The sequence below is a fragment of the Sphingobacterium sp. MYb388 genome, from assembly GCF_037479535.1.
In the GTDB taxonomy this organism is placed as follows: domain Bacteria; phylum Bacteroidota; class Bacteroidia; order Sphingobacteriales; family Sphingobacteriaceae; genus Sphingobacterium; species Sphingobacterium anhuiense.
Map to the genome: position 1 here is coordinate 626,097 of NZ_JBBGYV010000002.1, position 15,072 is coordinate 641,168.

Below are 15,072 nucleotides of genomic sequence, written 5' to 3' on the forward strand. Positions count from 1 at the left end.
ATATGAATAATTCAAGAAGAGATTTTATAAAAAAAGCAGCACTCCTTTCTGGGAGTGCTACTTTAGCGGGTATGTTGCCAAGTACGATACAAAGAGCTTTAGCGATCAGTCCTGAAGCAGGAAGTACATTTTATGATGCGGAACATATCGTTTTTTTGATGCAGGAGAATCGCTCTTTTGATCATCTTTATGGTACTCTTAAAGGTGTTCGCGGCTTTAATGATCCGAGGGCAATAAAGCTGCCGAACGGGAATAGCGTGTGGGCTCAGTCTAATATGGAAGGAAATACGTTTATACCATTCCGGTTGAATGTAAAGAATACAAAGGCTCCGTGGATGGGATCAACACCACATGGATGGGCTGACCAAACGGATGCTCGTAATGGGGGTAAATACGATAAGTGGTTAAATGTAAAAAAACCTTATAATAAAGAATATGCAGCTGTACCTTTGACTTTAGGATATTGCGACAGATCTGATTTTCCTTTCTATTATTCTTTGGCTGATGCTTTTACAGTGTGTGATCAGCATTTTTGTTCAAGTATAACAGGTACACATCCAAACAGATGGTACTGGATGACGGGAACAGTTCGTGAAGAAAATAGACCGGAAGCTAAAGCTCACCTATGGAATATCAGTGATTATAATAAACCGACGCTTAACTGGAAGACCTTTCCAGAACGTTTAGAAGAACAGGGGATAGCTTGGCGAATTTACCAGAATGAATTGACAATAGGTGCTGGTCTAAGTGGAGAGGAAAGCAATTGGCTTGGAAATTTCGGTACAAATGTCATGGAATACTTCAAGGCCTATAATGTGAGGTTGCATCCTGGAAATGTTACCAACTTGGCGCAACGCAAAAAAGTAGTACAACAAGAGATTGACCGGATAGGAAAAAATCCGATTGAAGATTCTGATAAGCGTAGACTACAGGCCGCTGAAAAAGTGATGAGTATGATCGATGAAAGTTTACGAATTTACACTCGTGAGAATTTCGATAAACTTTCTACTCGTGATAAATCGCTTAATGAAAGGGCTTTTACCATTAATAGCAATGATCCAAATTTTCATTCGCTGACATCTTTACCCTATAAGGACGGCGGTGTGCAGCGTGAGATGCAAATTCCGAAAGGAGATGTCCTTCATCAATTCCGTGATGATGTTGAAAATAATAAACTACCGACAGTATCATGGTTAATGACACCCGCAAATTTCTCGGATCATCCGGGTAGACCCTGGTTTGGCTCATGGTATGTCAATGAGGTGATGGAAATATTGTTGAAAAATCCAGAGGTCTGGAAAAAAACAATTTTCATCCTTACTTATGATGAAAATGATGGTTTTTTCGATCATGTACCCCCTTATGCAGTGCCAAATCCTTATAAAGTAGGATCTGGTAAAGTGTCTTCAAATATAGATGCAAAAATGGAATGGGTATTGAAAGATCAACAGACTAATCCATCTGCTATGGACGATCGTATTAGAGAAAGTTCCATCGGTCTTGGATATCGTGTTCCTCTTGTGATTGCCTCGCCCTGGACTAGAGGTGGTTTTGTTAATTCGGAGTTGTTTGACCATACTTCATCAATTCGTTTTTTGGAGAATTTTTTATCACGGAAGTTTGGTAAAAGTATTGAAGAAGAAAATATCACGCAATGGCGTCGGAGCATTTGCGGAGATCTAACTTCAATTTTTCGACCGTTTAATAAAGATAAAACAGATGGTGTAGAACTTATAGACAAGGAAGCTTTTATTGCAGATATCTACAATTCTAGATATAAGGATATCCCCAAAAATTACCGTCCTCTAAATGGTGCGGAAATTAAACTCGTTAATACTAAACCTCAGGATTTTGATCTTTTTCCTGTGCAAGAAAAAGGAATCAAGCAGTCATGCCCAATTCCATATGAACTGTATGCTGATGGTATGTATAATGAAAAAAATAATAATTATAGTATTCAGTTTCGGGCAGGAAATCAGATTCACGGTTCAAAATCCAATGGAGCTCCATTTTTAGTATATGCTGCCGAACCTTTTGAAAAGGAGATATTGCGTACATGGGAATATGCGGTTACTGCAGGAGACTCATTAAATGACAGCTGGAATCTAGATGCATTTGAAAATAGTAATTATCATTTAAAAGCTTATGCTCCCAATGGTTTTTATAGAGAATTTCGCGGGGCAAGTAAGCATCCTGCAATCAGTGTTAGATGTGATTATGAAAAGGTAAGAATTATTCATTTAACTGGAAATGTTATAATTGCTTTTCATAATAATAGTGCTCAATCAAGAATGTTGAGTATTAAAGATATGAGCTATGGTCAAGGATCAAAATCATTAAGCTTACTTCCTAATGAACAAAAAACAATAGTTATAGATCTGGCTAACAGTCATGGATGGTATGATCTTATTGTCGAAGTGGATGGATTCTTAAATTGGTTTGAACGCTTTGCTGGCCATGTTGAAACGGGTAAAGTTTCCAAAACGGATCCGCTAATGGGAGGAATTTATTCTGTTTAAGTAAAAAAAACGTAATATTCACTATAATGATCATCTCTGCATCATTTCTGATGGAGGGATGATTTTTTTATATTCTTCAATTATTTACTCGATACCAATATTTATGTATTTTTTCTTAGAGGAAAACTGCATCTCGATGAAATGATCAGAGATAAAGGGATTGAGAATTGCTTTATCTCTGAACTTACAGTTTTTGAGCTTATGTATGGCGCTGAAAATAGTGACAATCCGAAAAAATCACTTGATGCGGTAGATAAATTTGTAAAAGGATTATCCATTATTCCAATTATGACCTCAGTAAAGCATTACGCCAAAACAAAAGTCTTCCTTAGAAAAAATGGTACACCTATGCATGATGAATTTTATAATAGGAGTTACTGCTGCTGCTCACCAACTAACCTTAGTGACAGATAATATCAAAGATTTTAGGTTTATTCAAAACCTTAAAATTGAAAATTGGTTCGAACGAATTTAATTTACTGCCTGCAGTCTCTTCCTGCGGTTACTTTTCTTTTACCCTAAAAAAAAGAGTTTGCAATTTTTTTTCATAGCAGATTGGAGAGAGCTCAATAAATAATATGAATTCTGATAATTTCTTAAAAACATCTTTATTCTGCCGTGTGAATAGCTCTTGCTGTTCAATCCTTTTTTTTATTTCGTTTAAAAATAAAAAAGATTTTTTTATTGTAAATAAATCGCTAATTTTAACTTGATGTATGTGCTTAAGGATGTCCACCTCTATTTCAAAGATGGGCTTGCGCATATAACTATTTTAAAATGATCAACACCTGAACTTTTTTATTATAGCACCCTTACCAACGGCTCAATACTGATAAACCACGTTTTAACAACGAATATAGTAGATATAAAAATAGTTATGCATCCTGCAGGCTTGATGCAAGCGAGAGACCAATAGTCTTAAGTTTGTTGTCAACTGTTTTTTTATCTGTATTAAATCTTTATATATATGAACCACAGATTAAATGAACAGCAATCCTTGCTGCAGGTATTTGTAAGTGATAAACCAGAACCGCGTCCATGGCTGAGGAATTTGAATCAGTCGCGAGATCCCGCCTTGATCTTTTTTGAATTAGATAATATTACTTTAACAGATGGTGGCTTGTCGATCTTCTCTTTTTATGGTAAAGACCTATCCATGCGCATGACTACCTGTGCTTCAGAGAGTGAGAAAAAACTATACTCTACCCCCGATGAACCTGTCGTTACTTTTCATTTGCAGATGATGGATGACCATTTCAGCCGTTTTTCCGATGACCCTAACCAGAGTCTGTGGATGGCGGACCAAACCCGGTTATTCTGGCAAAACAAAGAAACTGTCATCTATGAATTGCCGGACGGGACCTGCAACCATCTGGATCTGTTTTTTAGACCCGATCATTTTTTAGAAATGGCAGATCGATATCCCATTTTGAGAGAAATGGCGATGGAAGTAAAAACAAGCCCATCTGGAAACTTAGATTTTTTTGTATCACAAAGTAACAACGATGTCGACGATCTGGTGGACCAGCTGTTGGATGAACTGCAGGATTATGCGGTGAGCACGCAACGCTTTCAGCATCTCATCGAATGTTTACTGTTGCGCTGTATGGGTGTCGTTGTAACCGTTGAACCGATACCTGATGACGCAATATCCGCAGATGATTATTATTTGCTAGATGAAAGCACACATGGATCCCAGTCCCATCCTAACCCCAGTTACTTTTATACAGAAGAGCTACAAAAACTTGTTGACAGCTTGCAGATGTTGACAGAAGTAGAAGTGAAAAACAAATTTTACGAAGAAAGACTTGCCTATTTTGAACATAAGAAAAATATAGCAGCCTGTCAAAAACTCCTGGATAAAATAAAATCTCGCTATACCCTGATTATGGGCGATACGATTGATATTGTAGCAGATTTTTATTTTGCGATAGCTGAATGTCTCGATAAACAATACAAAAAGTATCCTTTGGATGACCAGGAGATAAAAATAGTGACCGAAGCTATTGTATTTGTCTGTGATCAATCATTCCAACTTCGTCTGCCATCTCCTGCTTGTCTAGAACTCTATCACAAATGGGCCAAAAAATCCTATTACCAAAATATGGATCTGGATAAAATAAGCGCGCTATTAGCGAAGGTTATATCCGAAAATGACCTGAATGTACCTAAGCTGGATGGCTCCCCAGAATCTAAAGCGATATTTTCGGAATATATGAAAGAGCAATTTGGCTTGAAGCCGATCTCGTATTTTATGGATGAAGGGGAAAAAGATAAACCCAAAGAAGTGACCGAACTTTACCAGACGCTCATCCAAAATTTGCCAGATGAATTTACCATAACCGATGACGGCGGAATCAAAAAAAGCGACCTGATCCGGATTCTGGATTTTGCTTATGACTTAAACGATGTTATTCCGATGTTATTGGTCGAAATTGAACATTTTTCAAAGGACGTGCAATATGTCGATAAGCAAACTTTTGAAAAAATATACTGGTGGTTACTGGCTATGAAAGAAAGGAATAGCGACCTTCATGAACAGGATCTCATGTTACGTAAAGATCGGCTATTTGGTCTGGTGCAAGTTTATGAATCTGCCATAGATGGAAAGCATGCAGTCGAATGGAGAATTAGTCAAAGTAGGGAAGTTTTCGTGAATTTGGCATCTAAACTCATCAAAGTCCGATTCAGGATGGAAGAACAGATGAGTAGAGGAACTTTTATGCTGTGCGTTAAGGCATTTATTCGAGCAGGAGATACCTATAAATTGCCAAAGGAGTCACTAAAGGATTATTGATGCAGTCATATGTACATTTGTATGAATCATCTAAGGGTAATATTGCGGCTTTTTTAGCCCGTAAGGATGATTTTTAACCCGCTATTGAGATAGGTGGGTTAAAGAATAGGAGGTTGTATTACAGTGTGCTTCTGTAAACTGGCTCTATATTTTGGGATAATAAGAGTAAGCTGATAATGAATTGCTATGTAATTTGTTAGGATAACGTAAAACTTATAGATTGAACTCTGGATAAAACATGATTGATTAAATTTATAAACAAAATTGGTTATATTTGAGTATGGAAAAATCATTTGAAAAATACAAAGGAATTCATCCTGGTAAAGTATTGAGTAGGATTTTGGAACCTACCGGTACAAAAAAAGCTGAATTTGCGCGTAGTATAGGAACATACCCTCAAACTTTAAATGAAATTTTAAAAGGAAAGAGGAAACTTCCGATAGAGCTTTCATTGCGTATTGATACTGCTCTTGGATATCCTGAAGGAACATTTGCTGAACTTCAAACTTATTTTGAGATTAAGAAAGCTAAAAAGAAAATGTCAGAATACCATCCTGATCTTGATCAGATCAGGTCAGTTGTATTTTGGGATACTGAAATTGAAAGTATAGATTTTAAAACTCAGATAAAAGGTGTTATTGATCGTATACTAGAAAGAGGAAATGAACAGGAAAAAGAAGTCATATATAACTTTTACGGAGAAGAAATTATTAAAAATTATTTCATTCAATATGTGAATATTTTTGAAATCATCAAAAAATCTAAATATTTTACTCAATTTGAGGAATTAAATTGTAAAAACAGTATTGATTTTAATGGGTTTCAAATTTCTAAATTGAACGATATTTCAAAAAGCCGATTTGATTGGCAAAATTTTATAATTCAATTAAAAGAAGAAGAAAAATTCTACAGTAAAAATTTCACAAAGAAAAACGAATGCCATTACTCTGCAATTAAATCTCACAGATCGATGAAAGAACATGCTACTTTAGGTCTTTTATCAGAAAATCAACGCGATATTAAAAACACATGTGATTTTAATGAATTGCGTGGTGAAAACCTGAAGTTTCTGTTTACACATTGGGTAAAGAATTTTACGTATAAAGATGATAAAATAGAAAGTGATGCATTATAACACTGTAAATCCTCATCTTAGATCAGCTTTAAACCTTCTTATGCAGACACCGATTTTTGATTCATTTCGATTGGTAGGAGGTACTTCCTTAAGCTTACAAATTGGTCATCGATTGTCAGTTGATATAGATCTGTTTACGGATGCAGATCATGGAACCATTGATTTCAATGAAATCGATGGGTTTCTAGAAAATCATTTCGAAGATGTCCAGCATACTGGGAACGCTATACCAGGCATGGGGAAATCATATTTTATAACTGATGATATTTTAGATGCTACAGCAACAGTTAAATTGGATGTGTATTATTCGATGGAGAAATTTATGCAAGCACCATTAATTGAAGATCATATTCGGATGGCAACAGTGGAAGAAATTATTGCTATGAAGATAGATGTCGTGCAGCGGACAGGCCGGAAAAAAGATTTTTGGGATATACATGCATTGATGAATCAATATACGATTTCAGATATGATTGAATTACATCGATTGAGGTATGAATGGACACATGACCGTGCTCTGATCTTGGACAATTTTTTAAGTTTTGATTCAGCAGATCATGATTTAGACCCAGTTTGTTTAAGAGGAAATGAGTGGGTATTCATAAAAGAAGATTTAGAAGACACGTTTAGAAGGGAGGCTCTTTAGTGTAAGTTTGTTTGACTTATGAGGTACAGGGCTTTTAATATTGTAATAATAAAACCTGATCAAATCTCCGAACGAAGGCAATCATTCTTTTAAGCATACTTAAACTTTCTACTAATGATGGTCCTAACTACTTGAATGGCTATTGCAGGCCGTCAAAGGTTTAAATCTTATTTGATTCTGCCCTTAAAGTCAGTACCGGCATATTGTTCATAAACTGTTTTCAGGGATAGACAGATCGCTTTTACACAGTCGAAATAATACTCCACTATAATCCAGCTCCGGTCAGTAAGTATTTCAAAGAAATATCTGGAATCAAGGAAAAGTGTCGATAATGTTTTGATGATTGCATTTATCAGAGTTTATTGAAGCTATTTTTTAAATAGATAATCATGTTATTAAGAAAGGTAAATAAACCAAATTATATGAATGGTTATTTTGAATTTATATTATCTCAGCATTTACAAATGCTATCAGAAAATGTAGGTAGGGTACGATTCTATTGAAAACAATATCTATAAAATTAATTATAGACTTTATGGGTATTGTGTTAACAGTTGGTTGATTATAAGTGAATTATAACTTATTTTTTTAGATTTAAAATCGAAATAGATTATATTCTCGGTAATTATGATGTAGAAGGTTATTCCGATATTGAGATTATTGATTTAATTGCAGTTTAAAGAATTTAAAGGTATTTTATGTTGCTGAATGTAAAAGTTGGATGGAGTTAAATCCCATCTCAAAAGTGATGGAGAACCAGTTGTTCTGAAATACAAATCACTACTGGTTCGATTTTGACCTTCGTCAATGTTTCTTAAATATTTTTGTTGCAACTTTGACTTTCAATAATGTTATATCTACGATTACAATGATACTTGCAGACTTAATTCAAAAGATAACAATGCTCAATGAGAAGCAGTTAACCACTGTCATTTCATACTTTAAACCTGTTGAAGCAAAGAAAAACGAACAGTTGCTTGAGTATGGCACAGTAGCAAACCGACTCTTTTTTATTAACAAGGGCTGTCTTCGATTGTATTATTCTAATGATGATCAAAGTATCATTACAAGGTTCATGGCATTTGAAAATACGTTCCTAACTTCTATTGTAAGCTTTATTTCCAGAGAGCCTTCGACAGAATATATTCAGGCAGTGGAAGCATCAGAACTTTTAGTTATTACATACGAGGACTTTTCTTATTTAAGAAAAACTATACCTGAATGGGACAAGATGTATATTTATATACTGGAATACGGATTAACGGTCATTACTTCCAAATTAGGTAATCTACTTACACAGAGTGCTACCGAACGTTATCGCAATCTGCTTAAAAACAATCCTGAACTTATACAAAGGTTGTCCAACTCCAATCTTGCTGCCTACCTGAATGTATCGCCGGAAACACTCAGCAGGCTAAAGTCTCAGATATAGTAGCTACATGAACCAGAACTATTATATATCACCTATCCTGTTAAAATCTGCAGGTACAAATAAATTTTCAATATGAGAAGTGACGAGGTAAAAAAGGGGAATCAGAGAACACCACATAGATCATTGTTCCGAGCTACAGGACTAAAAGATGAAGATTTTGCAAAGCCATTTATCGGTGTAGCAAACTCATTTATAGAAATAATTCCAGGACATTTTTTTCTGAATAAAGTAGCTGAGATCATAAAAGATGAGATCAGGGCCAATGGATGTGTTCCATTCGAGTTTAATACAATCGGTGTCGATGATGGCATTGCTATGGGACATGATGGGATGCTGTTTTCACTACCAAGCAGAGAACTTATTGCAAGCTCAATAGAAACCGTGATGAATGCGCACAAACTTGACGCAATGATAGCGATACCCAACTGTGACAAGATAGTTCCGGGAATGATCATGGGTGCTCTTAGAGTGAATGTGCCAACAATTTTTGTGAGCGGTGGTCCAATGGCCAAAGGATATAAAAAAGATGGGACCCCAATTGATCTAGCCTCTGCTTTTGAAGCTGTCGGGAAACACGAAGCAGGAAAGATCAGTGATGAAGAACTTCTGGATATTGAATGTAATGCCTGCCCTAGCGGAGGTAGCTGTTCGGGCATGTTTACCGCAAATTCAATGAATACTTTAATGGAAGCTATGGGTATTGCGCTACCCGGAAACGGAACAATACTGGCCCAAACGAGTGAACGTGAGGCATTATACAGAAGTGCTGCGAAAAGAATTTGTGAAATAGCAAAGGACGAGGCTGCTGGTGAGCGCTTTAAGTTAAAAAACATTTTGAATGAAAATGCCGTCAGGAATGCTTTTGCTGTGGATATGGCAATGGGCGGAAGCTCAAACACGGTTTTACATTTGCTGGCTATTGCTAATGAAGCAGATGTTAATTTTCAACTCAAAGACATCAATGAGATTTCTAAAAAAGTTGCTCATATCGCGAAGATATCACCTAGTTTATCAACCGTCCACATGGAAGACATTAATAAGGCTGGTGGTGTAAATGCAGTGATGAAGGAAATGACAAAAAGGGGTAATACAGTTTTATTGGACAATTTGACAATCAGCGGGGAAACATTACTGGAAAAAATTGCGAATGCAGAGATCAAAGATGAAAATATCATCCGAACTATTGACAATCCTTACAGTCCGGTAGGCGGATTAGCCATTCTTTATGGCAATCTTGCTGAGGAAGGTGCTGTTGTAAAAACAGCTGGCCTTACCGGCGCAAGGGTATTTACCGGTAACGCTGTATGTTACGATGGACAAGATGAAGCTATTACAGGTATACTGATGAAAGAAGTAAAGGCGGGTGATGTCGTGGTAATTAGATATGAAGGTCCTAAGGGCGGACCAGGTATGCAGGAAATGTTAACTCCGACAAGTTTGATCATGGGCATGGGATTAGGAAGTTCGGTTGCACTGATTACAGATGGAAGATTTAGTGGGGCAACAAGAGGAGCCTCAATCGGCCACGTATCGCCAGAAGCAGCCGAGGGTGGCATGATTGGCTTACTTAAGAACGGTGACGAAATCCATATCGACGTTGATAATTACATCTTATCTGTTAATCTGGATGATGAGGAAATTGCCAGACGGAAAGCGACGTTTGTGCCTATTAAAAAACCATTACAATCAAAGTGGCTTGGTCAATATAGGGCTTTGGTTACCAATGCAAGCAACGGAGCTGTCTTGAAATCAGACTTATAATCTTGATTAATTAGAAGTCTCGGTCAAACTAGTTCTTCGTCAATTTTGGCGAAGAACTAAGCGGTCAGTATTAAATAGTTATTCTGATTAGCAAGTAGGTCGCTTAAAAAACTAGCGTACTGAGCCCAATGATATTAAAAATTATAGTTTTCACCAAATGTGGTGAAGAACCACTTTCTCCAGAATATTCACTTATGTTGGGATTTTAGATAAATGGGGTTGCCTGAGTTTGATTACTGATACTTATTCTTGAGGTGTAATAGAGGTTATTGTTTTTGAGAGGATATGACTACTATAGGGTGTGTTAATGCTTTAGAAATGGCTAATTGATAATAGGCAATGGTCAGATTTTTATGTCATTCAGCATTCCATAATAAAATGGATTAATCTTATTGCAAAATGTATTACTTAGTGTTAAAGTGTCAAGTAGGAGGTAAGTGAAGGTTAAGTTTATCAATCATCATGACACCACGACTTTTTTTAATTGCGTCTTTCCTGAATGTGAATTTTGCATAATACAACGATAGGCGGGTTCTGCAACCATTAAGGTATGTGTTACTACTCCATCACTGTGTAAACTTAAAGGATGATAAGGAGATTCAAATTCCTCTAACTTTATTTCTAATACCAGTCCTGGTCCATCAAATTTTAGTGCGGTAATAAAAGATATAGCATCCTTTATAGTTTTAAAGAATACCTCTTTGGTTCCTTTTCTTTATTTCGCTGATACCATTTTGTAAATCTGAGTTTTTAGTCTTCCCTTCGGGATTGTAAAACAATATTTATATGCAGTTTTTTTGCGTAAACATCTTGTTGTCAGGAAATTTGTTATATGTTGCTTCTAAAATGGCATTGAACTTGTACCAAGGAGAAATGTTGCTAGATAAGGGTAGCAGGTAATGTCATGATCATGTTGTTGTTTGACCGCATTATTTAAATGTTTTTATATTCTATTAGGGAAAAGCTTATGGGTGGGAACCTACTTATGCATCTGTCAATTTGATGCATATGATAAACGGATTTTACGAATAAGCTATCCATCTTTTATGAAACACAAACAATCTTTACTCTTTATTTTCTTGTTGCTATGTAGCTCATCTTTTGCACAAAATAAAGATGCTATAGCCTCCGCAAAAGTGATCAATACGGTCAATGCCAAATCTCATCTTTCATTTTTAGCCTCGGATGAATTGCGGGGTAGAGAGGCCGGTACAGCTGATGGGGATAAAGCCGCACAATATATAGCCGATTATTATAAAAAAATAGGGGTAAAAGGTGCTGTCAATGGCGCTTATATCCAGACAGTAACAGCCAAACGTGTGTTACTGAATGAATCTGTCAAAGTAGGTGGTATGTCTTTTAAACCGGTAGTCGATTTTTTTAATATGCCCGCATCGGTGTCTTTGTCCGGATATGATATAAAAGCTGATAGCATCCTGTTTGCTGGTTTTGGAGTCATTGACGAAGGGTTGCAACCGTACAATGATTTTCAGGATCATGAGGTTACGGGCAAAGTGGTCATGCTCCTAGGGGCTGGACCTCGCGATGCCGCTTTTTCTTTTCAGCAAAAGATCAGTTACCTGGCATTTCATAAAGCCAAAGCGGTGCTGCTGGTAGAGCCAGTCGTCGATCATAAATCGGATGGGCTGATGCTGCATCTTTCAGGCACTCCAATGATGCTGGAAGGTTCGCAAGAGCTTGCCTCCATGGATAAGATGATCCAGGGCATGCCGATTATTTATATCGGTCAAAAAGTTGCTGATGCTCTTTTGAATACTGCCAAAACAGATGTGGTAGCATTAAGAAAGAAATTGATGGATAGTAATAAGCCTTTTCCTTTTCTGTTTAAAACTAATTTTTCGGCTCAAGCTTCTCGTGTATTGCAGACGGTAAACCCGATAAATGTACTGGGCTATATTGCGGGCACGGATCCGGTATTGAAAGATGAGGTACTGCTGCTAAGTGCTCATTATGATCACCTGGGTATAAACCACTATACAGCAGGCGATAGTATCAATAATGGTGCGGACGATAACGGATCGGGCACGAGCGGCATGTTACTGATAGCGGATGCTTTCATGGAGGCTATCAAAGCAGGGAAAGGCCCTAAGCGCAGTATCTTATTTATGGCAGCGACGGGGGAAGAAAAGGGACTGCTGGGTTCGTCCTGGTATGTCAACCATCCGGTGATGCCTCTGGATAAAACCATCGCCAACCTCAATGTGGATATGATCGGCCGTGCGGATACGTTGCCACATCCGGATATAAATTATATCTATATTATCGGCGCTGACCGGCTGAGCAATGATCTGGATCGGGTTGTGAAACAAACAAATTCGGACTATACAAAGTTAGAATTGGATGAACGCTACAATGTACGTAATGATCCTTTCCAATTGTATTACCGCTCGGATCACTATAATTTTGCCAAGCAGGGCATACCTGTTACTTTTTACTTTGGCGGTTTTCATGGCGACTATCATAGGCCTAGCGACGAATTTGATAAGATCGATTTTGAACTGCTCTGCAAAAGGGCACAATTGATTTTTTACACCGCCTGGGAACTGGCAAATGCACCTACTAGACCTATCGTGGATAAGAAGATCGACAAGTAATTATATTGGGTTAGAGCTGGTCGTCGTCATCGGATTGCTTATTGTTGATTTTCTTTTTAACAACCTTCTAATGCTGGTCCCAGCGATTTTAGGTATTGGTTTTTGATCGCCTTTTAAATGAGACATCACGGTAGCACCCGCTCGATCAGTAAGTATCGTCGTTCGGTGCTGCTCTGTATGTTTTTTTCGATGTATTGTTTAATAATTCGACACTTATAATCTCTCATAATTTATTTTATAAATAGGTTATAAAACATTAAACCGGTTAATAAAAGTTTAGATTAAGAGGGTAACTCATTAAATCGTTGTACGATAGCAGATCCATACACTGAATGGAAAATCCAGACTCATACTTGTGACATTTGGATTATTCGGATCAGGAACAGATGAACCGCCAATGATAACATCTTTTACAGTAGGTTTATCATCTTCGGCAACGGTATCTTTTTGAAAAGTGATGGCATAGCCACTTTCCCAAGTGCTTGCAATGCCTTCTGCTAACATCGTTTTAAAGGTGGTAGTCATGTTGTTAATCTGTGTAATTTGATTGGTGTGTAGATCAAAATGATCCATCATAAACTGTGCAAAGTCCGCTCGGATTTGTGCAATTAGTAATTGTTGTTCAGTAGAGCTTAGGTGTAGCAGTTCGTTTTGAAAGGCAGCAACTCCTGCATTGTTAAAAATCTTTTTCATTCATGTACTTCTATTAGTTTTATTATTAAAATTCGGGATTTTTGTACGTAATATGGAGTGAAAATCACCGGTTTTCCGAAAATGTACAAAAAGTGTACATGTTTTTAGGAAAATGTACAAAGAAAATTACTTAGTGTAATTGGGTGTATTAATATACTATAGGGAATATATTTTTCATTTTGAAAATTTTTGGTTAATATTACATCCGTTATTAGAATAATAATTGGTGTAATATTAACCTAACCATAACTGGATAAGATCTTTCTACTATGATGAATAAAACTTTGCAAAAGCATGTTTTTTATCTGATCGGAATTGTATTATTTGCTTTAATGATAAATCTCGGTAGTGCTTTTGATGATTTGATTAGCCGATTAAATAAACCTTTATTTCAACGGGTAGTGTTAGCGACTATCGTGCTGGTATATGCTTATATCTTTCTGGTCCAACAGATATATGCTTACCTTTTTTTTAAATCATATCGCTTTGTAAAGCTAACGGGATTTCTAAAAGGTATTATATTTATAATTCTTTGTTTGGGAATAGTTCTTTCTATCCATTTGCTGCTTTTGGATATACTCTTAACGCAGCGCGACCAAGGAACATTCTTTACACTTGATTATTTTAAAAATGATTTTTTGTTATTTTTTATTCCGGTATTGTTTTATCTGATTTTCCTGTTTCTTAAACCTGACTTCGTGTTATTACTTGGATTTGCCGGGATAGGCGGTTTAACGATTCCGAATGAAGAGGAGCCACCGTCAGAAGATGATTTATCAACCGATGCTGAAATCAGCGAGATCGATCAAGAAGATCGGTATTTAGCATTATGGAAAGAAACCAGGATGAAGAAATTTTTATTTGAGTATTATTTTGAAAATTTTAAAAGACCTCTTAGAGGCGATATTCCGCTATGGAAAGTGGTTTTCTTTGAAAAGACAGGAACAGTTACGTTCGGTTATTTTGTAAACGGTGAAAAATGGGCGCTGCTTAATTTTGATGATACCATTTTAAATAATCCTTGGGTGATAAAGATCAATCAAAACAGTTATATCAACATGCTGTATGTTCTGGAGAAGCCTGACTATCGTGTTCTGTTAAAGGAAAATCAACAGATTGATGAGGTTCCTAAAAAGGCGAACCGTATTGAAGTTGTGGCTCTGTATGAACAGGTAAGAATGGGACTAGAGGTTGTTACTGACTCGCAAAAATTGGATTTATTACTCCAGATAAGTCGCCGGATGAAGGATAAAAATTATACTAATTTCTGGAAAGAGGCATATTTGCAACAACTGGATGAAAGTAAGCTGGAGGATCGTATTGAAACGATTGATGACTGAGTTTTCTCTTCATCTAGTGTAACATCCAAATTGACGCATGTGCAGAAATCTGGGAACAACCACATTGCAAAAATGAATCGGAGAGTTTTGTTGCTATCACTTATATTTGATGTTAATGATGAATTTTAAAATGG

11 protein-coding genes are annotated in these 15,072 nt (G+C 36.6%); 9 read left to right on the plus strand and 2 right to left on the minus strand.

The annotated features are described in order from the left end of the window. Positions 1-2: 2 nt before the first annotated feature. On the plus strand, positions 3-2,519 hold the full coding sequence (locus WH188_RS08585) for a phosphocholine-specific phospholipase C (protein WP_339423833.1): 2,517 nt from the start codon (positions 3-5) through the stop codon (positions 2,517-2,519). A 141-nt stretch (positions 2,520-2,660) separates the two neighbouring features. Further along, a complete protein-coding gene (locus tag WH188_RS08590) occupies positions 2,661-2,933 on the plus strand; it encodes a hypothetical protein (protein ID WP_339423834.1) in 273 nt (90 codons plus the stop codon). Positions 2,934-3,021: 88 nt separating this feature from the next. On the opposite strand, the gene WH188_RS08595 is transcribed toward WH188_RS08590, so the two are convergent. Continuing rightward, complete coding sequence (locus tag WH188_RS08595; RefSeq protein WP_339423835.1) at positions 3,022-3,282, minus strand: hypothetical protein; 261 nt, start codon at positions 3,280-3,282, stop codon at positions 3,022-3,024. Between the two features lie 204 nt (positions 3,283-3,486). Here WH188_RS08595 and WH188_RS08600 point away from each other — a divergent pair, with 204 nt between their 5' ends. The 6 genes from WH188_RS08600 to WH188_RS08625 all read left to right on the plus strand — a co-directional run bounded on the left by WH188_RS08600 (position 3,487) and on the right by WH188_RS08625 (position 12,905). Next, positions 3,487-5,316, plus strand: coding sequence for a hypothetical protein (locus WH188_RS08600; RefSeq protein ID WP_339423836.1), 1,830 nt, complete (start codon positions 3,487-3,489; stop codon positions 5,314-5,316). Between the two features lie 280 nt (positions 5,317-5,596). Next, positions 5,597-6,451, plus strand: coding sequence for a helix-turn-helix transcriptional regulator (locus WH188_RS08605; protein WP_339423837.1), 855 nt, complete (start codon positions 5,597-5,599; stop codon positions 6,449-6,451). A gap of 40 nt (positions 6,452-6,491) precedes the next feature. Continuing rightward, positions 6,492-7,097: a nucleotidyl transferase AbiEii/AbiGii toxin family protein gene (locus tag WH188_RS08610; RefSeq protein WP_339423838.1), complete on the plus strand. Its 606-nt coding sequence runs from the start codon at positions 6,492-6,494 to the stop codon at positions 7,095-7,097. Positions 7,098-7,965: 868 nt separating this feature from the next. Next, positions 7,966-8,529, plus strand: a complete 564-nt coding sequence (locus WH188_RS08615) for a Crp/Fnr family transcriptional regulator (RefSeq protein WP_339423839.1) — start codon at positions 7,966-7,968, stop codon at positions 8,527-8,529. 72 nt (positions 8,530-8,601) lie between these two features. Beyond that, positions 8,602-10,290, plus strand: coding sequence for a dihydroxy-acid dehydratase (ilvD, locus tag WH188_RS08620; RefSeq protein ID WP_339423840.1), 1,689 nt, complete (start codon positions 8,602-8,604; stop codon positions 10,288-10,290). Between the two features lie 1,046 nt (positions 10,291-11,336). Continuing rightward, a complete protein-coding gene (locus WH188_RS08625; RefSeq protein WP_339423841.1) occupies positions 11,337-12,905 on the plus strand; it encodes a M28 family peptidase in 1,569 nt (522 codons plus the stop codon). A gap of 297 nt (positions 12,906-13,202) precedes the next feature. On the opposite strand, the gene WH188_RS08630 is transcribed toward WH188_RS08625, so the two are convergent. Then, positions 13,203-13,598 (minus strand): hypothetical protein, encoded by a 396-nt coding sequence (locus tag WH188_RS08630; RefSeq protein ID WP_339423842.1) that lies wholly within the window; start codon positions 13,596-13,598, stop codon positions 13,203-13,205. A 269-nt stretch (positions 13,599-13,867) separates the two neighbouring features. On the opposite strand from WH188_RS08630, the gene WH188_RS08635 reads away from it, so the two are divergent. Continuing rightward, the gene (locus WH188_RS08635) at positions 13,868-14,938 is read left to right on the plus strand and encodes a hypothetical protein (RefSeq protein ID WP_339423843.1); all 1,071 of its coding nucleotides are present in this window, start codon (positions 13,868-13,870) and stop codon (positions 14,936-14,938) included. Positions 14,939-15,072 lie beyond the last annotated feature (134 nt).

Coding starts and splice junctions, on each gene's coding strand:
- WH188_RS08585 (WP_339423833.1), top strand. CDS start 3: ATGAATAATTCAAGAAGAGATTTTATAAAAAAAGCAGCACTCCTTTCT.
- WH188_RS08590 (WP_339423834.1), top strand. CDS start 2,661: ATGATCAGAGATAAAGGGATTGAGAATTGCTTTATCTCTGAACTTACA.
- WH188_RS08595 (WP_339423835.1), bottom strand. CDS start 3,282: ATGCGCAAGCCCATCTTTGAAATAGAGGTGGACATCCTTAAGCACATA.
- WH188_RS08600 (WP_339423836.1), top strand. CDS start 3,487: ATGAACCACAGATTAAATGAACAGCAATCCTTGCTGCAGGTATTTGTA.
- WH188_RS08605 (WP_339423837.1), top strand. CDS start 5,597: ATGGAAAAATCATTTGAAAAATACAAAGGAATTCATCCTGGTAAAGTA.
- WH188_RS08610 (WP_339423838.1), top strand. CDS start 6,492: ATGCAGACACCGATTTTTGATTCATTTCGATTGGTAGGAGGTACTTCC.
- WH188_RS08615 (WP_339423839.1), top strand. CDS start 7,966: ATGATACTTGCAGACTTAATTCAAAAGATAACAATGCTCAATGAGAAG.
- ilvD (WP_339423840.1), top strand. CDS start 8,602: ATGAGAAGTGACGAGGTAAAAAAGGGGAATCAGAGAACACCACATAGA.
- WH188_RS08625 (WP_339423841.1), top strand. CDS start 11,337: ATGAAACACAAACAATCTTTACTCTTTATTTTCTTGTTGCTATGTAGC.
- WH188_RS08630 (WP_339423842.1), bottom strand. CDS start 13,598: ATGAAAAAGATTTTTAACAATGCAGGAGTTGCTGCCTTTCAAAACGAA.
- WH188_RS08635 (WP_339423843.1), top strand. CDS start 13,868: ATGATGAATAAAACTTTGCAAAAGCATGTTTTTTATCTGATCGGAATT.